General features: G+C 69.2%; 24 protein-coding genes and 1 pseudogene. 19 read left to right on the top strand and 6 right to left on the bottom strand.

Features of this window, described 5'->3' with window-relative positions; translation table 11 throughout:
- Positions 1-585: 585 nt before the first annotated feature.
- Positions 586-3270, top strand: coding sequence for a GAF domain-containing protein (locus VSH64_RS34680; protein WP_326566966.1), 2685 nt, complete (start codon positions 586-588; stop codon positions 3268-3270).
- On the opposite strand, the gene VSH64_RS34685 is transcribed toward VSH64_RS34680, so the two are convergent.
- Both VSH64_RS34685 and VSH64_RS34690 read right to left on the bottom strand, forming a co-directional pair.
- Positions 3167-4702, bottom strand: a complete 1536-nt coding sequence (locus tag VSH64_RS34685; protein ID WP_326566967.1) for an AMP-binding protein — start codon at positions 4700-4702, stop codon at positions 3167-3169. The two genes, VSH64_RS34680 and VSH64_RS34685, sit on opposite strands and share 104 nt — an antisense overlap.
- On the bottom strand, positions 4702-5283 hold the full coding sequence (locus VSH64_RS34690; RefSeq protein WP_326566968.1) for an NADPH-dependent FMN reductase: 582 nt from the start codon (positions 5281-5283) through the stop codon (positions 4702-4704). Before VSH64_RS34690 ends, VSH64_RS34685 begins: the two co-directional genes overlap by 1 nt.
- Positions 5284-5434: 151 nt before the next feature.
- Here VSH64_RS34690 and VSH64_RS34695 point away from each other — a divergent pair, with 151 nt between their 5' ends.
- From VSH64_RS34695 to VSH64_RS34710, 4 genes are read left to right on the top strand one after another with little or no spacing between them, the layout of a single operon-like run.
- Positions 5435-6232, top strand: coding sequence for an SDR family NAD(P)-dependent oxidoreductase (locus VSH64_RS34695; RefSeq protein ID WP_326566969.1), 798 nt, complete (start codon positions 5435-5437; stop codon positions 6230-6232).
- 17 nt (positions 6233-6249) lie between these two features.
- On the top strand, positions 6250-7023 hold the full coding sequence (locus VSH64_RS34700) for an alpha/beta fold hydrolase (protein WP_326566970.1): 774 nt from the start codon (positions 6250-6252) through the stop codon (positions 7021-7023).
- 12 nt (positions 7024-7035) lie between these two features.
- Positions 7036-7797, top strand: a complete 762-nt coding sequence (locus VSH64_RS34705) for an SDR family NAD(P)-dependent oxidoreductase (RefSeq protein WP_326566971.1) — start codon at positions 7036-7038, stop codon at positions 7795-7797.
- 31 nt (positions 7798-7828) lie between these two features.
- Positions 7829-9073, top strand: coding sequence for an LLM class flavin-dependent oxidoreductase (locus VSH64_RS34710; protein ID WP_326566972.1), 1245 nt, complete (start codon positions 7829-7831; stop codon positions 9071-9073).
- Between the two features lie 58 nt (positions 9074-9131).
- Here VSH64_RS34710 and VSH64_RS34715 read toward each other — a convergent pair whose 3' ends face one another.
- Positions 9132-10466, bottom strand: coding sequence for an MFS transporter (locus VSH64_RS34715; RefSeq protein WP_326566973.1), 1335 nt, complete (start codon positions 10464-10466; stop codon positions 9132-9134).
- A gap of 275 nt (positions 10467-10741) precedes the next feature.
- Between VSH64_RS34715 and VSH64_RS34720 the strand changes: the two genes are divergently transcribed.
- The 8 genes and pseudogenes from VSH64_RS34720 (at position 10742) to dusB (ending at position 15917) form a co-directional block, all read left to right on the top strand.
- Complete coding sequence (locus VSH64_RS34720) at positions 10742-11344, top strand: TetR/AcrR family transcriptional regulator (protein WP_326566974.1); 603 nt, start codon at positions 10742-10744, stop codon at positions 11342-11344.
- An 87-nt stretch (positions 11345-11431) separates the two neighbouring features.
- Positions 11432-11704, top strand: a pseudogene (locus VSH64_RS48575) (alcohol dehydrogenase catalytic domain-containing protein); the annotation flags it as partial.
- Between the two features lie 123 nt (positions 11705-11827).
- Positions 11828-12394, top strand: coding sequence for a zinc-binding dehydrogenase (locus tag VSH64_RS34725; RefSeq protein ID WP_326566975.1), 567 nt, complete (start codon positions 11828-11830; stop codon positions 12392-12394).
- Positions 12395-12493: 99 nt separating this feature from the next.
- Entirely contained in the window at positions 12494-13222 is a 729-nt protein-coding gene (locus VSH64_RS34730) for a hypothetical protein (RefSeq protein WP_326566976.1), read from the top strand.
- Positions 13223-13235: 13 nt separating this feature from the next.
- A complete protein-coding gene (locus VSH64_RS34735; protein ID WP_326566977.1) occupies positions 13236-13586 on the top strand; it encodes a hypothetical protein in 351 nt (116 codons plus the stop codon).
- Between the two features lie 3 nt (positions 13587-13589).
- Complete coding sequence (locus VSH64_RS34740; RefSeq protein ID WP_326566978.1) at positions 13590-14114, top strand: hypothetical protein; 525 nt, start codon at positions 13590-13592, stop codon at positions 14112-14114.
- A gap of 16 nt (positions 14115-14130) precedes the next feature.
- The gene (locus VSH64_RS34745) at positions 14131-14736 is read left to right on the top strand and encodes a hypothetical protein (protein WP_326566979.1); all 606 of its coding nucleotides are present in this window, start codon (positions 14131-14133) and stop codon (positions 14734-14736) included.
- Between the two features lie 35 nt (positions 14737-14771).
- A complete protein-coding gene (gene dusB, locus VSH64_RS34750) occupies positions 14772-15917 on the top strand; it encodes a tRNA dihydrouridine synthase DusB (protein ID WP_326566980.1) in 1146 nt (381 codons plus the stop codon).
- Between the two features lie 9 nt (positions 15918-15926).
- On the opposite strand, the gene VSH64_RS34755 is transcribed toward dusB, so the two are convergent.
- Positions 15927-17333 (bottom strand): FAD-dependent monooxygenase, encoded by a 1407-nt coding sequence (locus VSH64_RS34755; RefSeq protein ID WP_326566981.1) that lies wholly within the window; start codon positions 17331-17333, stop codon positions 15927-15929.
- A 60-nt stretch (positions 17334-17393) separates the two neighbouring features.
- Between VSH64_RS34755 and VSH64_RS34760 the strand changes: the two genes are divergently transcribed.
- Positions 17394-17999: a TetR/AcrR family transcriptional regulator C-terminal domain-containing protein gene (locus VSH64_RS34760; protein WP_326566982.1), complete on the top strand. Its 606-nt coding sequence runs from the start codon at positions 17394-17396 to the stop codon at positions 17997-17999.
- 88 nt (positions 18000-18087) lie between these two features.
- A complete protein-coding gene (locus VSH64_RS34765) occupies positions 18088-18885 on the top strand; it encodes an SAM-dependent methyltransferase (protein WP_326838103.1) in 798 nt (265 codons plus the stop codon).
- A 135-nt stretch (positions 18886-19020) separates the two neighbouring features.
- Here VSH64_RS34765 and VSH64_RS34770 read toward each other — a convergent pair whose 3' ends face one another.
- Both VSH64_RS34770 and VSH64_RS34775 read right to left on the bottom strand, forming a co-directional pair.
- Positions 19021-19662 carry a hypothetical protein gene (locus VSH64_RS34770; protein WP_326566983.1) on the bottom strand — a complete coding sequence of 214 codons (642 nt, stop codon included), beginning with the start codon at positions 19660-19662 and terminating at the stop codon, positions 19021-19023.
- Between the two features lie 247 nt (positions 19663-19909).
- Positions 19910-20332 carry an Hsp20/alpha crystallin family protein gene (locus VSH64_RS34775; protein ID WP_326566984.1) on the bottom strand — a complete coding sequence of 141 codons (423 nt, stop codon included), beginning with the start codon at positions 20330-20332 and terminating at the stop codon, positions 19910-19912.
- 199 nt (positions 20333-20531) lie between these two features.
- Between VSH64_RS34775 and VSH64_RS34780 the strand changes: the two genes are divergently transcribed.
- The 4 genes from VSH64_RS34780 to VSH64_RS34795 all read left to right on the top strand — a co-directional run bounded on the left by VSH64_RS34780 (position 20532) and on the right by VSH64_RS34795 (position 24719).
- Complete coding sequence (locus VSH64_RS34780; RefSeq protein WP_326566985.1) at positions 20532-22049, top strand: sialidase family protein; 1518 nt, start codon at positions 20532-20534, stop codon at positions 22047-22049.
- Positions 22050-22120: 71 nt separating this feature from the next.
- Positions 22121-22813: a GntR family transcriptional regulator gene (locus tag VSH64_RS34785; protein ID WP_326566986.1), complete on the top strand. Its 693-nt coding sequence runs from the start codon at positions 22121-22123 to the stop codon at positions 22811-22813.
- Entirely contained in the window at positions 22810-23799 is a 990-nt protein-coding gene (locus tag VSH64_RS34790; RefSeq protein ID WP_326566987.1) for an ADP-ribosylglycohydrolase family protein, read from the top strand. The genes VSH64_RS34785 and VSH64_RS34790 overlap by 4 nt, the downstream gene beginning before the upstream one ends.
- Entirely contained in the window at positions 23796-24719 is a 924-nt protein-coding gene (locus VSH64_RS34795) for a PfkB family carbohydrate kinase (protein ID WP_326566988.1), read from the top strand. The genes VSH64_RS34790 and VSH64_RS34795 overlap by 4 nt, the downstream gene beginning before the upstream one ends.
- The last annotated feature ends 9 nt before the right edge of the window (positions 24720-24728 follow it).

The following is a 24728-nucleotide window of genomic DNA, read 5'->3' on the forward strand; positions in this document are numbered from 1 at the left end:
CACCAGACATCTGACAACACCACCGGCGCCAACCCCCGGGAACGCTGACGTTGCGCATCGCGTTACAGCTGCGGCGAGTCCTCGACCAGATCCCAGTGGTGCCACGACTACCGGACGTTCGACAATGCCACCGACACAAGCGCGAGCCCGCGGGAGCGCTGAGGTCGCGCATCGCATTGCAGCTGCAGCGGGTCCTCGACCAGATCTCGGTCGTGCCATGACCACCAGACAGCTGGCAACGACACCGGCGCGAGCGCGCCGGAGCGCTGACGTCGCGGATCGCGCTAAAGCTGCAGCAGGTTCTCGGCCGGATTCCAGCGGCGCCGTGGCAACCGAAGCGCCGGCGGCGCTGCCGGCGCCGGTGGGAGTTCGCGGGTGTGCGGAGCAGCGCGGGTCGTGCAGTTGTGGGCGGTGCCGATCAGACTTGGGTGGTGCCGTGAGTGGCCGGGTGGGCGAATCGTTGACCAGGCCCCCATTCGCTGCGGGCGCGAAGGCGCTGCGGTTGCAGGTGCCCGCTCGCAAGGTCTCGCGGAGCCTTGACCGTGTCGGTTGGGTGCGCGGCTACGAACAGAATCCGGTGGTGTCATGACGGCCGAGGCGTTGACGTTGTCCACGGTGGACAATCCCGTCGAGGTGTTGGCGCACCTCACGTTCCTGCTGGCTGAGGAAGCCTCGGCCGGGGAGTTTGGGGCGGTTGAGGGTTATGTGCGGGCGTTGCCGGAGGGCGAGCGGAAGGCGTTGCTGGTGCGGGCGGTCGAGGACGCCCGGACGGTGCGGGACATCCTCGCGCGGCGGGCGCAGCGCGAGCGGGAAACCCAGGCGCTGTACGAAACCGCGCGTGATCTCACGTCGCTGAGGGATGTCGACGAGGTGCTGAGCGCGATCGTCGATCGGGTGCGCAGGTTGCTGGCCACCGATTCGACCTATATCGCGCTCATTGACGACGACACGGGTGACGCTTACATGCGCGTGACGTCCGGGACGGTCACGGCGCCGATCCGGTCGGTGCGTCAGCGGCCGGGCTCGGGAGTCGGGGGGCGGGTGATCGCGACGGGGCGTCCGTTTGCCACCACGAATTACCTCACCGACCCGCGCATCCACCGTGAGACGCAGGTGGCGAGTGCGGTCGGCGAGGACGGCGTGGTGAGCATCGCCGGGGTGCCGATGAAACTCGGGCAGCGGGTGATCGGGGCGTTGTTCGCGGCTGATCGGCATGAGCGAATATTCGATCAGCACGACATCGCGTTGCTGACCTCGCTCGCGCATCACGCGTCGGTGGTGATCGACAACGCGAGGTTGTTCGGGCAGGTCGGCATCACCACCGAGGAGCTGCGCGAGGCCCACGCACAGTTGTCCGCGCAGCGCCATGCGCTCGAGCTGGCCGCCACGGCGCACGAGTTGCTGATGCCGCTCGCGTTGGCGGGCGCCGACCTCGGTGAAGTCGCGGACACGATGGCGCGGTTGCTCGACGGCACCGTCGCCCTCGAGACCGCCACGGACCGGGTCGCCGCGACCGCACCCGGCGGGGTTCCCGTCGAGGCGGTGTTCCGGACCGGCATCGTCGTGCCGCTGCGCGCGGGCGGCGAGACGCACGGGCGGTTGTACTTCGGCCGGACCGAGCCACTGACCGAAACCGAACTCGGCACGCTCGAACGCGCGGCGCAGACCGCCACGCTGCTGGTACTTCTCGAACGTCAGACGGCAACAGTCGAACAAGATCTCCGCCACGAACTGGTGGAAGACCTTCTCGGCGAACGCGAGCCCGACTGGGACTCCGTCCACCGGCGTGCGAAAAGGTTCACGGTTCTGGTGGAAAACGAACCGCACGTGGTCGTGGTGGTGTCAGGTGATGTTCCTGAACTAACAGCGGCCGCGGAATGCGCCGCGAGTCGACGCGGGGGCCTTGCGAGTGAAGTCGACGGGCAGGTCGTGCTGATCCTCCCCGGTTGTGACGCCGGCGCCATCGCCCGCGCCGTTGTGGCCGAGCTCGACAGCGGTGCCGCTGGCGTGACCGCGGGCGGCGGCGCGCATCTCCCCGCGGACACGAGCGCACACCAAACCACAAGCGCCGACACACACGTAACCACAGGCAGCGGCATGCATCCGACTGCAAGCCCCCGCACGGACGCGACCGCGCGCAGCGGCACACACCTGAAGCCAAGCGCCAACGCAAACGAAACCACAGGCACCCGCGCGTACCCGACCGCGAACATCGGCACACGTGTGACCGCGCACAGCAGCACGGACCCGACCTCAGGCATTGGCACACCCCTGCCCGCAGGCGCCGGCGCGCACCCGCACGCAAGCGCCGACACACAGCCGACCGCGGGCACCAACACACGCGTGACCCCCCGCGGCAGCACAGACCCGATGCCCAACGTCGGCACGCAAACAACCACAGGCACGAACACACAGCCGAGCACACGCGCCGGCGAAAACGTGACCGCGCGCAGCGGGGCACACCCGACGCCAAGCGTCGGCACAAACGTAACGCCTGGGACCAGCGCGGACCCGACCGCGAACGTCGGCACACGTGTGACCGCCGGCAGCAGCGCGCACCCGACCTCAGGCATGGGGACGCGCCCGCCCGCAGGCGCCGGCGCGCGCTCGACTGCAGCCGATGGCATCAGCAAGCGTGAAACGACAGGTACCGGAGCGCACCTGGCCGTCGGCGCCAGCACCGGCACCAGCGCGCACCCGACCGCAAGCGCACACCCAACCCCGAACACCGGAACCCAAGTAACCGCCGGCGCCGCCGGGCCCGCTCACGACCTGCGGGCCCTGCGGGCGATCCACCGCCAAGCCCAGCGCTGCCATCGGCTCCTCCTCGCCCTCGGTCGTGCGGGCGGCGGGGCCGGGTTGGATGAGCTGGGGGTGGTCGGTGTGGTGCTCGACAACGTCGGGCCCGAGCAGTTGCGGCGGGTGGTGCGGCGGGCGCTCGGGCCGTTGGTCGACTACGACGCCGAGCATCGGTCGGCGTTGTTGGCGACCGTGGAGTGCTACTTCGACCGCGGTCAGAGCCCGCCCGCCGCGGCGCGGGCGCTCGGCATTCACGTGAACACGCTCTACCAGCGCCTCGACCGCATCGACCACGTGCTCGGCGACGCGGCCTGGCGGGACCCCGAGAACACCCTCGACCTGCAGGTCGCCCTGCAGCTCTACCGGCTCATGCCGAGTCCCGCCGCGCCTGGTCGCGGAGCACGAACTTCTGCACCTTCCCCGTCGACGTCTTCGGCAGCTCACCGAACACCACCGACTTCGGCGCCTTGAACCGCGCCAACCGCGACCGCACGTGAGCCACGATCTCCTCCTCCGTGGCCGACGCGCCCGCGTGCAGGGTCACGTACGCCGCCGGCACCTCGCCCCAGTGCGCGTGCGGCGCGGCCACCACCGCGACCTCCAGCACGGCCGGGTGGTCGGCGATCGCCTGCTCCACCTCGACGGACGCGATGTTCTCGCCACCGGAGATGATCACGTCCTTGCTGCGGTCCCGCAGCTCGACGTAACCGTCGGGATGCCGCACCCCGAGGTCACCGGTGCGGAACCAACCGTCGGGCGCGGCCGCCCGCGTGGCTTCCGGGTCCTTGAAGTAGCCGAGCATCACGTTGTTGCCCCGCAACGCGATCTCCCCCACCGTGACGCCGTCGGCCGGCACGTCGACACCGTCGGCGCCGATCACCCGCGCGACGCAGGCGATCATGTTCCCCACGCCCTGCCGCGCCTTCAGCCGGGCCTGGTCGGCCGGGTCGAGGTCGTTCCACTCCGGCCGCCAGTCGCAGATCATCGCCGGGCCGAACGTTTCCGTGAGCCCGTAGAGGTGCGTCACCTCGAAGCCCAGCTCACCCATGCGGCGCAGGATCGCCGGTGACGGTGGGGCGCCGCCGGTGGCCACGCGGACCGTCGGCGAGACCGGTGTTGCTTCTTGTGCATAAGCCAACATCGACAACACCGTGGGTGCGCCGTTGAGGTGCGTCACGCCCTCCTCGCGGATGAGCCGCCACACCTCGGCGGGCTCGACCTTCGGCAGGCACACGTGCGTGGCCGCGGCCGCCGTGACGGCCCACGGGAAACACCAGCCGTTGCAGTGGAACATCGGGAGTGTCCACAAATGCACAGAGGATGGTGACAGTCCCACGTGACCTACCATCGCCAACGCCTGCAGGTAGGCACCGCGGTGGTGGTACAACACCCCCTTCGGCCGGCCCGTGGTGCCGGACGTGTAGTTGATCGACAGCACTGAACGCTCGTCGTCCGGTGTCAACGCCAACGGTGCAGCGGCCGCGAGCAACGCCTCGTACTCGGCACCGGTCCGGATCCGCCGCACTCCGGGCACTTCCGCCAGCACCGCGTCCACCAGCGAGTCGAACACCGGATCGTGCACCAGCACCGACGCCTCGGAGTGTTCGAGAATGAACGCCACCTCACGTGCCGAGAGCCGTGTGTTCACCGCCACCAGCGGCACGCCCGCCCAGGGCACCCCGAAATGTGCTTCCAGCAACACGTGCGTGTTCGGCGCCAACACCGCCACCGGACGACCACCGGCCAACGGAGCCAACGCCCCCGCCAGCCGACGGCACCGGTCGTGCAACTGCGCGTACGTCCACCGCGAAGCCCCGTCGACCACCGCCACCCGCGACCCGTGCGCCGCGGCCGCGCGGTCCAGATAGGACAGTGGCGTGAGCGGCTCGAACGAGAGCTCCATCAGGCGACCCGCGCACCGGCGACGAGACCGCCGAACCGCACCACCTCGTCGGCCACCAGGTGCAGCTGCTGCACCACCCGCGGCTGGTCACAAGCCCCGTCCGCGAACTGCGTCTCCAGCGAGTTCACCACGGCGCCGTACGGCGTGACCCAGCCACGCAGCGCGTGCACCACCGACCGCAGCGCGTCCAGCGTGGTCACGCCCGCCTGCCAACCGTGCGCCGCCACGACCAGCCCCACGGCCCGATCGGCCAGGTAGGACAACGCGTCCTCGCGCATGTCCTCCACGTAGTCCAGCGCGTTCTTGACCAGCCCCGACATCGACCCGTGGTACCCCGGCGACGCGATGATCACTCCGTCGGCCCGGCGCAGGTGCTCGACGAGCTCCCGCGCCACCGGCCCACCGTCGCCGCCCGGTGCGTACATCGGCAGCTGGGCCAGCGAAGCGCCGGCGAACGCGTGGGTCGTCGCGCCCAGCTCCTCCGCGTGCCGCAGCGCCACGCGCAATGCCTGCTCACTCGACGAACCGGGACGCACTGTGCCCCCGAGACCCACGACGTGCAGCTGTCCAGCCTGTTCCACGACCCACCACCCGTCACTCGTGCTGACTTGGCCTCCTCATCGTCAGCGCGAGCCGGTCGCGGCGGCAATGGGAATCCGCACATGCCGCGAGCCCGCACCGAGCACGAACTTCCGTTGTCGCACCCGCGTGCCGCAGGTCACAGTCGAGCCCATGGTCATGGCACTGGAGAACAAGATCGCCGTCGTCACGGGCGGCGCGAGCGGCATCGGCCGGGCCACCGCGGTGCGCTTCGCGCGCGAGGGCGCACACGTGGTGATCGGCGACGTCCAAGACGCGAGCGAAACCGAACGGCTGGTGAAAGAAGCCGGACAGAAAGCTGTGTTCATTCGAACAGACACCACCAGCGAAGCCGACTGCGACGCCCTCGTCGCCGCGGCGGTGGCCGAGTTCGGCCGGGTCGACGTCGGCGTGGCGGCCGCCGGCATCGCGACCGCGGCGGGGATGAGCAACGTCGAGACCCGCGCGCAGAACGGCGACGCGACGCACGTGGTGAACCTGGCGACCGAATCGTTCCGGCGGGTGCTGGACGTGAACGTGCTGGGTGTGATGATGACCGACCGCGCCCTCGCGCGGCAGATGCTCGCGCAAGGCGACGGCGGTTCGATCGTGAACATCGCCTCGAGCGCGGCGAAGATCCCGCTGGCCGGCGCGGCGCCGTACTGCACGTCGAAAGCCGGCGTCTGGATGCTCACCAAGGTCCTCGGCCTCGAGCTCGCCACCACCGGCGTCCGCGTGAACGCCGTGGGCCCCGGCTACACGGCCACGCCGATGATCGCCGGCATCGAAGACAACGAGGCGGCCTTCTCCTCGGCCATGAGCATCACGCCGATGAACCGCCTCGGCACCCCGGAAGAGCAGGCGAACGCGGTGCTGTGGCTCGCGTCCGCCGAATCGTCGTTCGTCACCGGCCAGATGCTGCACCCGGCCGGCGGCCAGTTCACCGACTGAGGAATGGAGGTTCCCGCATGACAACGCTGGACATCGCAGGCATCGGGCGGTTCGAGGTCGACCTCTGGGAGGACGGCACCGGGTCGCCCGTGCTGTATCTGCACGGCTACGAGCGCCACCCTGGCGGCGCCGGTTTCCTGAAGCGACTCGCCGAATCGCGGCGGGTGCTCGCGCCCGAGCTGCCCGGGTACGGGAAGTCGACCGGGTTCGAGCACTTCACCGACGTGCTCGACGTCGCCCTGTTCCACCGCGCACTCGTGAACGAGTGGGGCCTGGAGCAGGTGGACGTGATCGGACACTCGCTGGGCGGGATGTTCGCGGCCGAACTCGCCGTGATCGCGCCCCACCTCGTGCGGCGGCTGGTGCTGGTGGACCCGTTCGGGCTCTGGCTCGACGACCGGCCGTCGCTCGACCCGTTCGGCAACGCCGCCGAGGTGAAGGCCGCCAAATGGCACGCCGGACCTCCGGAGCAGGAGCCGACGAACTTCGTGCCCGACCCCGAAGACCCCCACGCGGCGATCCTGTTCTCCGCCCGCAACCTCGGCTCGGCCACGAAGTTCATGTGGCCCATCGCCGACCGCGGCCTGCGCCGCCGGCTCCCCCTGATCTCCGCGCCGACGCTCGTGGTCAACGGCGCGTCCGACGGCCTCGTGACCACCGCGTACGCCGAGGAGTTCGCGCGGCTCGTGCCCGACGCCAAGGTCACCGTGATCGACGACGCCGGGCACTACCCGATGGTGGAGCAGGAAAACGAGTTCGTCTCCGTGGTCACCGCATTCCTCGATTCCTGAAAGGACACTGAAATGGGCAGGGTAGAGGGCAAGGTCGCACTGGTCACCGGAGGTGCGGCCGGCATCGGCCGCGAGACCGCGCAGACGCTCGCACGCGAAGGCGCGACCGTGGTGATCGCGGACATCAACGAGGACGGCGCCAAGCTGGTGGCCGAGAACATCGGCGACGCGGCGAGCGCCGTGCGGTTCGACGCCACCGATCAGCAGTCCATTCAGGACATGGTGGCCGCCGTGATCGAACGCCACGGCCGCGTGGACGTGATCCACAACAACGCCGCACTGGTGGGCCCGGACGCGTGGTTCACCGACACCACGGTGATCGACACCGACATCGCGCTGTGGGACCGCGCGTTCGCCACCAACGTCCGCAGCATCTTCCTGACGTGCAAGTACGCCTTGCCGCACATGGTCGAGGCCGGCCGGGGCGGATCCATCGTGAACATGGCGTCGATCGGCGGCCTGCGCGGCAGCAGCGGGCTCACGGCGTACGGCACCACCAAGGCCGCGGTCGTGGGCCTGACGCGCTACATCGCCGCGCAGCACGGCCGGCAGGGCATCCGCTGCAACGCCATCGCCCCCGGGGTGATCCAGACCCAGCAGCTGCTCGACGCCGTGCCCGACCTGCCGGAGAAGTCGCTGGCCGGCACCGCGTCGCCGCGCGCCGGGCTGCCGTCGGACATCGCGAACATGGTGCTGTACCTGGCTTCCGACGAGTCGGCTTTCGTCAACGGCGAGACCTACCGCGTCGACGGCGGCTCCATGACCGCGGGCTGAACCCCTACTTCCTCGAAAGGCAGGTACACACGTGAAGTTCCACTGGTTCGCACAGCAGTACTACACCAAGCTCCCCGACGACTACGGCAGCACCGTGCACAGCTCGTGGGTCACGCCGCCGGCTTCGGTGGCCGACCCGTTGCAGGTGCACGAGGACTACCACACCTACCTGCGCCTGATGCAGCAAGCCGACGGCCTCGGCTGGGACTCCCTGTTGTTGAACGAACACCACCAAACATCACTCGCGATGACCCCGTCGCCCAACCTGATCGCCGCCATCCTGGCCGGGACCACGGAGAACGCCGCCATCGCGTTGTGCGGAAACTCCCTCGCGCTGTACAACCCGCCGGTGCGGGTCGCGGAGGAGATCGCGATGCTCGACACGCTCTCCGGGGGCCGCATCATCGCCGGCATGGTGTTCGGCACGCCGATGGACACCGCCTTCTCCTACGGAGTACCGCCGATCGAGCTGCGCGAACGGTTCCACGAGGCCCGCGACCTCATCACGCGCGCGTGGCACGCCGAGGAACCGTTCGCCTTCAACGGGAAGTACACGAAGCTGCGGTACGTGAACACGTGGCCGCGGCCGGTGCAGGACGAGATTCCTGTGTGGATCCCGGGCAGCGGCAGCGTGGAGACGTGGGACGTGGTGAACGCGTTCAACTACTGCTACGGCTACCTTTCCTTCAGCGGCAAGCAGAGTGCCGAGCCGATCGTGAAGGGCTTCTGGGACTACACCGAGCAGCAGGGCGCCGACACGAACCCGAACCGCATGGCGTTCACGCAGATCATCTGCTGCGCCGACAGCGACGCCGAGGCCGAACGGCTCTACGGCGACGCCGTGAAGTACTTCTACCGCCAGAACCCCACCGCCCTGGAGTTCGCGACGCCGCCGGGGTACAACTCACTGCCCTCGATCAAGGCCAACCTCACGCGGGCGCGCACGATGTCCAATGAGGAACGGATGAAAGCCCAGAACGGCGAGCTGTCCTTCTGGGAGTACGACCAGCTCGGCTACATCATCGCCGGCACGCCCGAGCGCGTGGAACAGCGCGTGCGCGACCTGGTGACGGACCTGCGGATCGGCCAGCTCATCACGTGCATGCACGTGGGCAACCTGCCCGAAGAGGTCGCGGCGATGAACAACCGCCTCTTCGGCACGCAGGTGATCCCCAAGCTGCGCGACATCTGGGCCGACCACGAGGACCGCTGGACACCGAAGGTCAGCCAGCAGCGGGTAGCGGAGCGCTTCCCCTCGGCCGTCAAGGCGGGCTGAACACCAGAAGGGGCTTCCCCGCGCAGTGCGGGGAAGCCCCTTCGTCAGCTCGGATACCTCAGGTCCGGGCCGGCAGCGTCGGTTCGAGCTCGCCGGCCGGGGCCTGGTGCACTCGGACCTCTTTGGACAGGAAGACGGGAATGATGGCCACGGCGAACAGGATCGCCCCGACGATCCAGATCGTGTCGAGCTGTCCTCGGCCCGACACCGACGTGTCGATCCACTTCCCGCTCTGGTCGGTGATCACCCAGCCGACGGCGACCTGCATGGCCGCCGACGCGCCGTTGAGCGTGCCGGTGACCTCCGGTCGCGCGATGCCGGCCCAGTAGCTGTTGACCGTGCCCCAGAACATCGGATCGCAGAGGAAGGCGAAGGCCCCGATGAAGAAGCCCCACAGGACCCACGTCGAATCGTGGAGCAGCACGCCCATCAGGAACCCGACGGCACCGCACGCCGGCCCGAGGATCAGCCACGGCCGGGTGCGCCCGCCGAAGAACCGCGACACCAGCGTGCCGTTGATGAGTCCGAAACCGACCGGCACGAGCGCGATGAGCGGGCTGACCCAGGCGACGGTGTCGGGGTTGACCTTGTCGAGCGTGATGAGACCGTAGGGCAGCCACGGACCCGAGAGCCACGTCGGGGTCGTCGCCAGTGCGGTCGCGATGATCATCGTGAGGATGCTGCGGTTCTTCAGTGCCCGCAGCAGTTCGCGGAAGCTCAGCTTCTCCCGGACCTCGACCCCGCGGTGTTCGGCGTGGATGCTCGCGATCTCCGCCGGCGTGATCCCCCGCAGCTTCTCGGGTTTGTTGGCGGTGAACAGAACCAGCATCACCAGCGCCGGTACGCCCAGCGCGGCCACGACGATGAACGCGTCCCGCCAGGACAGGTGGTTCGCCAGCGGCAGCGCGATCGCCGGCGCGAGCACACCGGCGATCAGCGTGGAACTCATCCACGTGGACGTCGCCCTGGCGCCGAGCGCGCCCGGGAACCACACGGAAAGGAGCCGTTGTGACGGTGCCCAGGAGAAGCCGAAGAAGACGCCGAAGATCAGGTTCCGCCACCACATCTCGTTGTAGGTGTGGACGAACGCCATCGTCGCCGAGAGCACCGTGACGCCGGAGATGCAGATGATGAGCATCTGCTTGGCGCCGATGCGGTCGGCGAGGATGCCGGCGAGCAGCAGCAGGGGGAAGTACCCCAGCAGGTAGCTCGCCGTGACGCTGGAGATCTGGCTCGGCGAAAGGTGCAGGTCAGTGGACCAGAACGGGTTGAGCAGGCTGAACTTCGCGCTGTCGAGCCAGACCACGAAGTTGACGATCAGGATGCTCGCGAGCATCAGCCCGCGTTTGCCCATGAAGAGCTTGGGTCGGGTTACCGGTGCGGGGAACGACATGACAGACCCTCCGGACACAGGGGTGCGGATGCAGGTGGTGGACAGGGAGGCGAAACAGGTGCCTCAGCCGAAGTGCTCCCGACCGACTAGTCGGTTCGAGACAGCTTGCGCTCGGGTCCACAGTGTGTCAAGCGCCACTTCGGAGCTTCTCGATTCAGGACAAAGCCCTTTTGCCGCAAGGAGATTCTTGATCTTTCGGGATTCACCCGTGCGGCGCAACGCGGGCTCCCGGTTGGCCGGTTTTCTGGGTCTCTTGTACTGCTACCGTTTTTTCCGTGCCCACAAAGGACTCGGCTCGACGCCGGCGCACGCTTTCGGAACGCCGCCAGGAGATCGTGACGACCGCGGCCGAGCTCTTCGATCGCCACGGCTACAACAACGCGACGATGGACGACCTTGCGCACGCCGTCGGGATCGCGAAACCCACGCTGTACCACTACTTCGGGAGCAAGGAGGAGATTCTCGCCTCGATCCACGAGGAGTTCATCGACCTGCTGCTGGGCAAGCACCAGCGACGGCGGCAGGCCGGTCTGCCGCCGGCGCAGCAGCTGCTGGAGGTGATGACCGACGTGCTCGAGCTGATGGAGAGCCACCGCGGCCACGTCCGCGTGTTCTTCGAGCACCACCGCGAGCTGCCGGCCGCGGAGCGCGACAGCATCCGCGACAAGCGCGACGCGTACGAGGCGCAGGTGGCGGCGCTGATCGAGCAGGGCACGTCGGCGGGCACTTTTCGCGCCGTGGACCCGAGAATCGGCGCGCTGGCGGTGTTCGGCATGTGCAACTGGGCTTATCAGTGGTACCGCATCGGCGGCTCCCTCGAGCCGCGGCAGATCGCGTACCAGTTCTGGGACATGTTCCTGCGAGGAATATCCACTTAGGAGGCTGTTGTGCGAGTGGTCACGTGGCAGGCGATCGAAACCCTCTCCCTTGACGAGGTGGCCGCACCGGTGTGCGGATCGTCCGATGTGGTCTTGTCCGTGGGGGCGTGCGGGATCTGTGGTTCGGATGTGCATTCCTACACAGAAGGTGTGTGGATCGCACCAGGCGTGCCGTTGGGGCACGAGTACGCGGGGACGGTGACCGAGGTCGGTTCTTCGGTCACGGGCGTGCGCGTCGGCGATCGGGTCGCAGTGAACCCGGCGGCCCCGTGTGGTGCTTGTGCTCGGTGCAGTGAGGGGCGGCAGAACCTGTGTTCCAGCGGGTCCGGCCATTCCGGCGGGTTCGGCGACCAGGTGCTGGTGCGCAACGCCGTGGTGGGCCGCCACCTGTTCGTGTTGCCGCCGGAGTTTCCCTTGGAGGAGGCGGCCTTCCTCGAACCGCTGTCGGTGGCCGTGCGGGCGGTGCACCACGCGGCGCCACCGTTGGCCGAGCCGATCGTGGTGTTCGGCCTGGGAACAATCGGACAATGCGTGGTGCAAGTCCTTCTCGCGGCCGGCGCCCGTGATGTGATCGTGGTGGATACTTCACCTCGCCGGCTCGCGGCGGCTGTTTCCGCGGGCGCGCACGAAGCGTTGAACCCGGCAACGGACGACGTGCGGGCGTCGCTGTTCGCCTCGCGGGGCATCACTTCGTCGCCGTACCAACCGCGTTCGGGCGCGATCGGGGCCGTGTTCGAGTGTTCCGGTGCTGCGCCGGTGCTGCCGTTGGCGTTCGAGCTGGCCCGCGCCGCCGCGCCGATCGCAGCCATCGCGCTGGCGGCGAAACCGTTGAGTGTGCCCGTTGACGATCTGGTGCAGAAGGAACTCCGGTTGCTGGGGAGCTTCGCGTACGCCCCGGGTGATTGTCAGGAGGCGTTCGATCTGCTGGTGTCCCGCCGGGTGGATGTGCGGCCGCTGATTTCACACCGGTTCACGCTGGCCGAGATCACCGCGGCGTTCGAGGCGCAGCGGGATACGGCGGCGTCGATCAAGGTGGTGGTGTCGCCCTGATCCGGCGGTGCCGGAAGTGGTGGTTTTCGTCGGAAATGCCGACCTCGCTGTCGAACTGCCTGTAACATCATCACGACCGTATGTGGCCAGGGAGGACCGTTGGGGTTCGATCGCGATGACGTCGTGCTCGCGGAGCTCGACATGCCGAGCACAGCCGCGGCGAATGAACAACTGGACGACCTTCTGCGGCCGGACGGCGAACGAGTCGAGCCGTCCGCCGAGTACGAAGCGCGCGATGCGACTGGCAGCGTCCGGATCACGGTGGACGCGCAACGTCGGCTGTCCGGGGTCGACATCCGACACGACTGGTCGTCCCGGATCCCACCCGAAGGGCTCGCCGACGGATTGTTCGACACCTATGTCAAGGCGATCCAGCGCGCGATGGTCGTTGAGCTCGCCAACTCCGGCGATGCGCCAAGGCGGCACGACGCGATCGACGGGATGGCCGACGACATCGACAGGAAGCCGTACCACGAGTGGCTCGCCGGCATCCGGGCCAGGATCAGCGCCATCGACACACAACTGGACGACATCCGGCGCGCAGAAGCGATCCAGGCAGCTCCGCAGAACTCGGTTCTTCGGAGCCCATTGGGCTATTTCACACTGCATCTGCGCAACGGCGGCCCGGCAGGGATGACGGGCTCGGCCGATCTCCTGGCGAAAGTCGGATCCGGCGTCGACCGGCTGCGACAGGACTTCTGCGAGATGTTCACGGCGGCCGGACTGGCCGCACCGAACAGTTCCACCGTCCGGCCGGCGCGCCCTGCCGGTCCGCGCGCACACCACGAAGACGACGAAGACTCGTTCGAATTCCGGTTCGACGTTTAGCGAGGAGAGCACGGTGGTCGGGTACAAAGTGATCACCTCGGCCGTGCGCGCCGAGGGCACGAAATGGCGCGGGTTCGCCGACACGGTGACAAGAGTCAACCCCGTCGTCCAGAACGCGACACTGGGCGAGACCGCCTTCTTCATGGGTGATCCCGTCACCCTCGCTCTCGGCGACTTCAACGGCAAGATGTTGAGCGATACCTATGAAGCTCTTCGCTCCTACGTCGAAACGGCACTCGCCGGGGCCGCCGTCGAGTTCGACCAGATCGACGAGGCACTGCAGAAGACCGCGCAGATATACGACCAGGCCGAGGCGATCACCGAAATCGACCTCAAGCAAATCTACGGAACGGTGCCGAGGTAGCAGATGTACACCCCGCCTGACCCGTTCGGTCCGTCCGGCCCCGAAGAGTTCACCGGACTTCTCGACGACCTGTTCCGCAAAGTCGAGGACAAGGTCAAAGAGATCGTCGACAACCTGGCGTACTGGGAGGGTGGAGGCGCGACGGAGTACCGCAACCGAGCGCAGGCCCAACGGGAAGCAGTGGAGGCCATCGGTGGCCAGGGCGGGAAGGCCGACGCCATCAGCGCTTGGCTGATCACCATCGCGAAGCTCAACGTCAAGTTCATGACCAGCCTGCTCGGCATGGTCGCCAACTTCGTCGGAAAGCTGGTGGAGGCGGCCCTGGAAGCAGCGACGGTCGTCGAGCTCCCGTTCACGGTCAAAGACCTGGCCGGAGCGATCGGCGGCCTCGTCACCGACGGAATCAACGGCCTGGGCACCATCGCGAACCAGCTGATGGAGTCCGTCGGCAGCATCCGAGACGCGAAAGGGCTGATGAACGACCCTCGGCTGCCCGGCGGCCTGTGGCCGCAGGCGGTCAACCTGTGACGTCGGAGGCGTGGTCGTGAACCCACAGGTCCCGCCAGGAGCCGCGCCTTACTACGGCGGCCCGTCCGGCCCGTCGAGACGCGGACGAAGTGCCGGGTGGATCGTCGCGATCGTCGTGGTCGGTGTGGTGGTGGCCGGCGCAGCGGTGGGGGCGTTCGTGGTGCTGAACCGCAGCGGCGGTGAGGCCGACGGGAAGTACGGGGCCGCGCCGCTGCCGACGTGCGACCAAGTCGGGCGCCGGGTGGCGGGGCTGCCGCCGAAGGTGTCCGACAAGAAGCTCGAGGGGAGCCAGGGCTGGTTGTGTACGTTCGCGGACTCGGCGAGTTCGTCGTCGGTGCATCTCGACCTGGCGGTGAGCACGGTGGCGGCCGAGCACGCCGGCTTCGACACCGTCACGTCGTCGGGTGGCTACGTGCTGGATCCGGACGTGCGGCTCGGCGAAAAGGCGGCCTGGGGCTTCGCCCCCACCGGGCAGATGTGCGAATTGATCGTCCTGGACAGCAACGCGACCTTCAAAGTGGGCCTGGACAACTGGACCGCGCCCACGGACGACGCCCAGTCCTGCGAAAGCCGGGTGAAGACGATCGCGCGCGCTGTGTACAACGTGGTGCAGCCTCAGTGAGCCCCTCCTCGACGTGATCGACACCACAAGCGACAATGGAGGACGTGACCGCCACCTTGAGCAAGCCCGCCCTGCAGATCGGCCCCTACCAGGTCGATCCGCCGGTGGTGCTCGCGCCGATGGCGGGGATCACGAACGTCGCGTTCCGGCAGTTGTGCGCGGAGTACGGGGCGGGCATCTACGTGTGCGAGATGATCACCGCGCGGGCCGTGGTCGAGCGGCACCCCGGGACCATGCACATGATGACCTTCGGCGAGCACGAGAAGCCCAGGTCGATGCAGCTCTACGGGGTGGACCCGAAGACGATGCGCGAGGCCGTGAAGATCATCACCGGCGAGGGGCTCGCGGACCACATCGACTCGAACTTCGGGTGTCCCGTGGCGAAGGTGACGCGCAAGGGCGGCGGGGCGGCGCTGCCGTTCAAGCGAAAGCTGTTCGCGGACATCGTGCGTGAGTCGGCGAAGGCGGCGGCCGAGGCCGGGGTGCCGTTCACCGTGAAGTTCCGCGTGGGCATCGACGACGAGCACCGCACGTTCCTCGACGCCGGGCGCATCGCGGAGGCCGAGGGCGCCGCCGCGGTGAGCCTGCACGCGCGCACCGCCGCGCAGCGCTACTCGGGCCAGGCGGACTGGTCGAAGATCGCCGAGCTCAAGCAGGCCGTGACCAGCATTCCGGTGCTGGGCAACGGCGACATCTTCTCCGCGGCCGACGCGCTGCGCATGGTCGACGAGACCGGGTGCGACGGCGTGGTCGTCGGGCGCGGCTGCCTCGGGCGGCCGTGGCTGTTCGGCGAGCTCGAGGCCGCGTTCGCCGGGCGTGAGCTGCCGACGCCGCCGAACCTCGGCGAGGTGTCGAAGGTGCTGCGCCGGCACGCCGAGCTGCTGATCGCGCACGACGGCGCCACCAAGGCCCTGCGTGACCTGCGCAAGCACATGGCCTGGTACTTCATGAACTTCCCGGTGGGCTCCGAGCTGCGCCGCGGGTTCGCCATGGTGTCCAGCCTGACCGAGCTCGACGACCTCATCGGCCGGCTCGACCACGACGCGCCGTTCCCCGACAACGCCGACGGCCCCCGCGGCCGTCAGGGCTCGCCTGGCAAGGTCACGCTGCCGCACGGCTGGCTCAACGACCCGGACGACGACTGCGTGCCCGAAGCCGAGGACATGCACTCGGGCGGCTGACCCGGGCCCTCACCCCGCCGGGAACCAGGTGTCCAGCGCGACCTCGAGCGACTGCCGATCGCCTTCGGCCCACGCGACCACGCCGTCGGGCCGTACGAGCCACGGACCGGTGTTGGTCGCCGTGAGAATTCGAACGCGGTCTGTCGCATAGTTCACGCGCTGCTCGGGCGTGACCACCAGCAGCCCGCGCCCGGTGCGCAGGTGTTCGTGCAGCCGGGTCCGCACGCCGTGTTCGTCGACGAGCTCGACGTCGGGTGAGTGCCGGCCGACCGGGCCGGTCGTGGGGTAGGGCAGCTCGTACCGCTGGTCCACACCGGACAGCAGCTCGCCGAAATACCGGTTCACCGCGGGGATGTCCATGAGTTCCCCGACGATGTCACGCAGCGCGTCGACGTGCGGGCCCGGGGCCAGCAGCGCCGACTGCGCACGGGTGTTGCGCAGCACCGCCTCCGCCGCCGGGTGGCGTTCGCGGGTGTACGTGTCGAGCAACGCCGGCGCCGCGCCCCGGAGCACGGCCGCGAGCTTCCACCCCAGGTTCATCGCGTCCACCAGCCCCAGGTTCAGACCCTGTCCGCCGCTGGGCGAGTGCACGTGGGCGGCGTCGCCCGCGAGCAGCACGCGGCCGCGGCGGTAGGTGTCGGCCTGCCGCGCCTGGTCGGTGAAGTCCCGCGGCTCACGCAGGTCCTCGACGACCACGTCGGTGCCGGTCACGCGCCGGATCGCGGTGGCCAGCCCGGCTGCGGTCACCGGCACGTCTTCGCGCGCGGGCTCGGTGACTCCGGCGAGGCTGCCACCGCGCTGGAACGTGCCGCCCGCGTACCGGCCGGACTCGGGCACGGCACCCCCGAACCGGACCTCCCCCGCGATCGTCCGCAGCAACGCCGGTGTTCCGGGAAAACCAAACCCCGCGAGTTTTCGAACAGTGCTGCGGCCGCCGTCACACCCCACGAGGTAATCCGCGCACAGCCGCTGTTCGCCTTCGAACGTCTTCGCGACGACCGTGACCTGATCCGCGTCCGCCTCCACCGCGACGACTTCGTGACCACGCAGGATCCGCACCCCCAGCGCCTCGGCGTGGGCCGTGAGCAGGCGCTCCAGATCCGGCTGCCAGATCTTGGTGCCGCGCCGAAGCGGGTCCGGGACGAGTTTGTGGATGTCGGCGAAGTGCCCGAGCTCCGTGCCGTGGTCACGAGCGAAGTCGCGCGCGCCCTCGGGATCGGCCGCTTCGAGCTGCGGGCCGAGCCCACGGCGCCACAGGGCTTCGGTGGCCAGCGCGCCGATCCCGCGCGCCTTCCGTTCCGGCGCCGGCTCGGCCAACCGCTCCAGCACCACGGCCCGGCCACCGCCGAGCCGCACCTCGGCCGCGAGGAGCAGCCCGACAGGCCCGGCCCCGACCACGATCACATCCGCATCCATGAGTTTCTCCTTAACTTGTTAAGTGCTACTGTGCCTTTAACTAGTTAAGGAGTCAAGGAGATGCCGATCGACGTGCCCGACGCGGTGCGGTCCGCGCTGGCCCTGCTGGAAGCCGACGGGCTCGACAAGCTCACCGTCCGGCGGCTGGCCACCGAGCTCGGAGTCAAGGCACCCGCCCTGTACTGGCACTTCAGCAGCAAACGCGCGCTGCTCGACCACCTGGCCGACGCCATCGTCAAGCCCGTGGTCAAAGGACTGCCCCCACGGGACACGCCGTGGCTGCAGTGGCTGGAAACCGCGGGCTCCGCGCTGCACACCGCACTGCTCGACCACCGCGACGGACCGCGCATCGCGCTCGGCGCGGACCTGCGGGTGGCTCGCTCGCTCGGCGAGTTCGCCGAGCGCACCGTGGACGTCCTCCACCAGGCGGGCTTCCCCCTCGCCGACGCGACCCGGGCCGCCGGGGTGTTCGTGCACTTCGTGCTGGGCCGGGCCGTGGAAGACCAGACGCGGCCCGACGAAACCGCCGAGATCCCGTTTCCCCTGATGTCGCAAGGACTTCGGGACCGCCGCGGCTCGACGCCGGCCGACGACTTCCGCTACGCGCTGGGAATCGTGCTCGCCGGACTGAACGCGACCCGCCCGGCGTCCCGGGAATTGCCCTGACGACTACCCTCGGTGCGACCAACGACACAAACCCGGGAGGACGAGCGCGATGTCGCCGAACGCCGCTGGTGCCGATGTGAACGCTCCCGTGGGGGTCGACCCGAACCGGGCTTCCGTGGCCCGCGTGTACGACTACCTGCTGGGCGGCAGCGACAACTACGAAATCGACCGCACAACCGGTGAGCAGATGGCCGCCGCGATGCCCGACGTGGTCGAGGTCGCCAAAGAAAACCGGGCTTTTCTCATTCGTGCCATGCGGTTCATCGCGAAGCAGACGGACGTGACGCAGTTCCTCGACTGCGGTTCCGGCCTGCCGACCGCCGAGAACGTGCACCAGGTGGCGCAGCGCGTGAACCCGGAATCCAAGGTCGTGTACGTGGACAACGACCCGGTGATCACCGCGCACGGCCGCGCACTGCTCGAGGAGAACGAGCTCACGCGCTACGTCGAGGGCGACATCTTCGACCCGCGGTCGATCCTGGACAACGAGGTGGTGCGCACGCACCTCGACTGGACGCAGCCGATCGCGTTGTCCCAGGTCGCGACCCTGCACCACCACAAGGGTGAGCGCAGCGCGCCGGCCGAGGTGATGCGCCAGTACATCGACGCGCTGCCGCGGGGTTCGTACGTGATCATTTCCCACCTGCTCGACCCGGAGTCCGAGGACACCGCGGTGATGCGCGAACTCGAAGAGGCCGTGGCACGCGGCTCGCTCGGCGGCGCGACCTGGCGCACGCGCGCGGAGATCCAGGAACTGTTCGACGGCCTCGAGATGATCGAGCCGGGGATCACCGAGCTCGTGCACTGGTGGCCGGACGGCCCGCAGCTCAAGCCGATCACGGTCGCGCACCGGATCATCGCCGGCGGAATCGGCCGCAAGCTCTGACCTGCGGTTTCGCGGGTTGCCCACAAGGCATCCCCAGGTTGTCCACAGGCGGTTGTGGATAAAACGACAGCGAAGGCCGCCCCGAACACCCGGGGCGGCCTTCGTCGTGGTGGACAACGAACAGGTGGAAACCGATCAGGCGGCCGCGCCGATCAGCACCGACTGCACCTGGCCGAAGCCGAGGGCGGCCAGGTCCGCGACGTCGTGGGTGACGACGAGCGACTTGCCGGTGAGGTTCGGGCCGGTGTAGAGCGTGAGCGTGCCGGACACGAACTGGATCGAACCGGTCGCCGGGATGGTGATGTTGACCTTGTCCCCGACGTTGCCGCCGAGGCCCTGCGAGCCCTGGGGCTCGGAGAAGTTCTTGCCGGAGTCGATGATCGCGCTCGCGCCGGCGACGGGCGGCTTGGCCGGAGCGTTGTCACCGATGAAGATCGACTGCACGTGGCCGAACGCGGCGCCGAAGGTGGCCGGGAAGTTCGCGACGCTGTCGGTGAGCACGGCGGCGTCACCGGTCTTGCAGTCCGCGCCGGTCCAGAGGGTCATGGTGCCACCGAAGCTCTGCAGCGAGCCCGTGGCCGGGATGTTGACCGTGATGCACTGACCGGCGTCGCCGTTGATGCCCTGGGAGCCCTGCGGCTCCGAGAAGTTGATGCCCGAGTCGAGGATGCCGCTGGCACCCGGGTCGGTGGCCGCGGAAGCGATGCCGGCACCGCCGAGCACCGCGCCGGCGACGGCACCGAAAGCAGCGAGGGAGAGAACGGTCTTGCGCAGCATGGGATTCTCCAGAACCTGTCGGGTTTCCCGGCTCCGCACCTCGGTGCCGGACACCCGCAGACACGGACGTGATCCCGTGAACGGTTCACGATCTTGATGTGACGGCGGCCACACCAGCCCAGGAAGGTGTTTCAGGGCAACCAACTTGCCCCACCGCAGAAGATTCCCTTGTGGACCTCATGAGATCCACTGTGGACATAAGAAAGCCCCGCCACCCCACAAGGGAATGGCGGGGCCGAGAAATCCGTCAGTTCTCGAGCTGCTGCGGCTCGCCACCCACGGTGATCTTGCGCGGCTGGGCCTTCTCGGCGACCGGGATGCGCAGGGTCAGCACGCCGTCGACGTACTCCGCGGCGACGCGGTCGGTGTCGAGGGCGTCACCGAGCACGAGGCGGCGCGAAACCTGGCCGCGCGAACGCTCGGAGACCTGCACGCGGGCGTCCTCACCGAAAGCGGCGGCGCGCTCGGCCTTCACGGTCAGCACGTTGCGCTCCACGCTCACGTCGATCGACTCGCGGGCGACACCCGGCAGGTCGAACTGCACGACGTACTCGTCACCGCTGCGGTAGGCGTCCATCGGCATCTTGCGCGGCGAACTGGTGGGCTGGCCGGCGAAGAACTGCTGGGTCAGGCGGTCGAACTGGGCGAACGGGTCGGTCCGGATCAACATCTGCGTTCCTCCTTCAGGTGGCCTCGATCAGCTCCTGAGCGGCTGACCGGACCTTACGAAGTTGACAACGACTCACTCAACTTAGTTGTTCCCGATAGACGCAGATCACATACAAGCGCGTCCGGTTCGTCCATGTACGCGCTGTGTACGGCCAGCGGCGAGCCTGAGCGCCTCCCGAACCCCGAACAGGAGCGAACCCGTGAAGTACAGACGCTTCGCCCAAGGCCTGCTGGCCACCCTGGTCGCCGCCGCCGCGCTGGGCGGGCTTCCCGCCGCGGTCGGCACCGCGAGCGCCGACGTGCCCAGCACCGTGATCTTCAAGCAGAACACCGAAGGCCACGACTGCTTCCGCATCCCCGCCGTCGTGAAGGCCGACAACGGCGACCTGCTCGCCTTCGCCGAAGGCCGCAACGGCGGCGCCGCCTTCTGCGCCGACGCCGGCGACATCGACCTCGTGATGAAGCGCTCCACCGACGGCGGCAAGACGTGGGGCGCGCTGAAGGTGGTGGTCGAGGGCCGCGGCGACACGAAGGGCAACCCGACCCCCGTCGTCCTCCCGCCGACCGCGGCCGAGCCCAACGGCAAGATCGTGCTGCTCACGACCATGCAGTGCGTGAGCCCGCACCCGAGCTGCGGCCGCATCCCCCGCATCTCCACCAGCACGGACAACGGCAACACCTGGCTCGCGCCGAAGGAACTCACCACGCAGCTCGGCTTCACCACCGCGCCGACCTGGCTGGCCACCGGCCCGGCCCGCGCCATCGTGCTCGAACACGGCGCACACGCCGGCCGGATCGTGGCGGGCTTCAGCTACCAGCTCACGCCGACGTCGCCGGGCGCCGGTGCGCTGATGTACAGCGACGACCGCGGCGTGACCTGGCACCGCGGCGCCGACGACCCCAGCGCCGACACCGCAGCGCTGAACCCGCAGGAGGTCAACGTCACCGAGCTCTCCGACGGCCGCCTCTACGTGGCCGCGCGCGGCCACAACACCAACAGCACCCCGCAGTGCGACACCGACAACCGCGCGTACGCCATCAGCTCCGACGGCGGCGCCACGTTCAGCAAGAAGTTCGCCGTGATCCCCGGCATCACCTCGCCGCGCGTGCAGGGTTCGGTGCTGGAGATGTCCTCGGTGACCGACGGCGGCAAGTACAACCGCCTGCTCTACACCGGCCCGTCGGGTTGTGACCGGCGGATGGACCTGCGCGTGCGCTCGTCGTTCGACGAGGGCGGCACCTGGACGAGCAACGACAACAGCCTGCTCGTGTGGGGCGACGACGCGGCCTACTCCGACATGATCCCGCTCAGCTCCACCACCGTCGGCATCCTGTTCGAGGCCGGTCCGGCGATGAACGCCACCGAGACCATCCGCTGGTCCACCGTGAGCGAGACGCAGCTCGGCGCGCCCGCGTGCGGCACGGGTTACGGCGTGATCGAGTCGCACGCGCTCGGCACGGTCGGCACCACCTACCTGTCCTACAACGCGGCCAACGGTCAGAACTGCGTGAGCACCATGAAGTCCACCGGGGCGGGCACGGCTTCGGCGACCTCGGCCTACCTCGAGGTGCAGGGCGCCGCGCGCAAGACCGACTCCGGTTCGTTCTCCTACTACGCCGGCCCGGTCACGGCCGCCGCCGCGGGCAAGTGCGTGAAGTGGGGCGGCGCGGTCGGCACCGCGAAGTACGACGCACCCGCGTTCACCCACTGCGGCTGACCCGCACCGATCGGCCTGGCCGCTCGCTCGCGAGTTGCCAGGCCGACGTCGCCGGGTGTACAGGTATGGACATGTCCGTGGGCGGAAAGAAACACCAGCTGGTGGGTGACCTCGCCGAGCTCATCCGCTCGGGCCGGCTCGCCCACGGCGACCAGTTGCCCGGTGAACACCAATTGGCAGAGAAGTACCACGTCAGCCGCGGGACGGTGCGCAGCGCGCTGGTGGAATTGCAACATCAGGCGCTCATTTCCACGCACGCCGGCGTCGGGTCGTTCGTGACGTTCGACGGGGTGCCGCTCGACCAACGGGTCGGCTGGGCTCGCGCGTTCGAAGATTGCGGCGCGCCCGTGACCACCGAGCTGCTCGGCCTCACCGAGGTCGAGGACGCCGAGCTCAGCCGCCGCTTCAGCGCGCCGAAGCTCGTGCGGGTGAAGCGGCTCCGACGCGACGAAACGGGCCGCGGCATCTCGCTCGAAGAGGCCACGCTGCCGGCCGTCGGACCGTTCGCCGAGCTGCGTCTGGTCGACGACTCGATCACCGCCACCCAGCACGAAGCCGGCCTGCACCCGGTGGGCGGCGAGCAGTGGATCGCCGCCCAGCCGCTCGACGCCGCGGCCGCCAGGCTGCTCGGCCGCTCCACCGGCGAGCTGTTCCTCAAGGCCACGCGCACCTCACTCGACGCCGACGCCCAGCTCGTGGAGCACGTGGTGAGCCTGCTCGACCCCGCCCGCTTCAGCTTCCACCTCACCTTCGGCAGCCGATGAGCCCCCGCGATCGCGCGCTCGCCGCGTTGACCGGCCTGGCCGTGGGCGACGCGCTCGGCATGCCGACGCAGTCGATGTCCCGAGCCGAAATCCGCGCCACGTACGGAAAACTCGACGGCTTCCGCGACGCCGTCGCCACGCAGCCCATCGCACCCGGCCTGCCCGCCGGCACGATCACCGACGACACCGAGCAGGCCCTGTTGCTCGCGCGCCTGCTGGTGGCCGGCGGTGGCCACGTCGAGCCGCGCGTGTTCGCCGACGCGCTGCTGGCCTGGGAAGCCGACCTGATCCGCCGCGGTTCGGCCGACCTGCTCGGGCCTTCGACGAAAAAGGCCCTGTCCCTGCTGGAAAGCGGCGTGGCTCCGGCAGAGACCGGCCGCGGCGGCACCACCAACGGCGCCGCCATGCGCGTGACCCCGGTCGGCATCGCCACGCCGGTCGACGATCTCTCGACCCTGGTCGACGCCGTGGCCGAGACCGCGCTCGTCACGCACAACACGTCGCTGGGCCTGGCCGCCGCGGCCGCCGTCGCCGCGGCCGTGTCGGCGGGCATTGACGGCGCCGATCGCATGGCGGCCTTCGACCTGGCCGAACGCGCGGCCGCCCTCGGCGCGGAACGCGGCCACTGGCACGCCGGCGGCACCATCGCCGCCCGCCTGCACTGGGCCCGGGACTGGGTGCGCGGCCTGCGCCGCTCCGAACTCGACGACTGCGTGGCCGACGTGATCGGCACGTCGGTGGCCGCGCAGGAGTCCGTGGTCGCCGCGTTCGCGCTGGCCGAGGTGCTCGACCCGGCCGACGCGCTGACCACGGCCGCCACGCTCGGCGGCGACACCGACACCGTGGCGGCGATCTGCGGCGCGCTGCTCGGTGCGTGCGGCGAAGAGATCCCGCCCGACCTGGCCGCCACCGTGGTGAAGGTCAACGGCCTCGACCTCGGCCCGCTCGTCGACGGCCTGGTGACCGTGCGCCGGACCATCCCGTGAGCCGCTTGATCCACACCGGACAGGTCGTGGTCGACCTCGTGCTCACGGTGCCGCGGCTGCCCACAGCCGGCGGCGACGTGCTGGCCACCTCCACGAACCTGCTGCCCGGCGGCGGTTTCAACGTGATGGCCGCGGCCGCGCGGTCCGGCGCCGACGTGGTCTACGCCGGCACCCACGGCACCGGCAGCTTCGGTGACCTCGTGCGCGCCGCGCTCGCCGCCGAAGGCATCACCGTGGCCCACGAGCCGACGGCCAGCGGCGACACCGGCGTGGTCGTGGCGCTGGTGGACCCCTCAGGCGAGCGGACGTTCGCCACCGGCACCGGCGCGGAGGGCCGCCTGCGCGCCGATCAGCTCGCGCGCATCTCCGCCACACCCGAGGACCTCGTCTACGTGACCGGCTACAGCCTTCTGCACGCCGCCAACCGCGACGCCTTGGCCCAGTGGCTGCCGACGTTGCCGGGTTCGCGGGTGCTGTTCGACCCCGGTCCGTTGGTGTCCGAAGTGGACCCCCAGGCACTCGCGTCCGTTTTGTCCACAGTGGACATCATCAGCTGCAATGCTCGCGAAGCGGAAGCTCTCGACCTCCAGACTCTCGCCGAGACCAAGACCGTGATCGTCCGCGACGGCCCCGCCGGCTGCACCCTCCACCATGCCGGCGAGACCACCCAAGTCGACGGTTTCCCCGTGACCGCGGTCGACACCAACGGCGCCGGCGACACCCACTGTGGCGTCCTGGCCGCCGAGCTCCTGAGCGGCACGGACCTCCAGACCGCCGCCCGCCGCGCCAACGCCGCCGCCGCGCTGTCCGTGACCCGGCACGGCCCCGCCACGGCGCCGACAAGCGAGCAGCTGAGCGAGTTCTGGCGCGACATTGACGCCGGCACCGGCGGCTCCTACCGTCGGGATCACCAGGTCTGAACAAGTTCG

Origin of the sequence: Amycolatopsis rhabdoformis (genome assembly GCF_035918295.1) — a bacterium.
Taxonomy (GTDB): Bacteria; Actinomycetota; Actinomycetes; order Mycobacteriales; family Pseudonocardiaceae; genus Amycolatopsis; species Amycolatopsis rhabdoformis.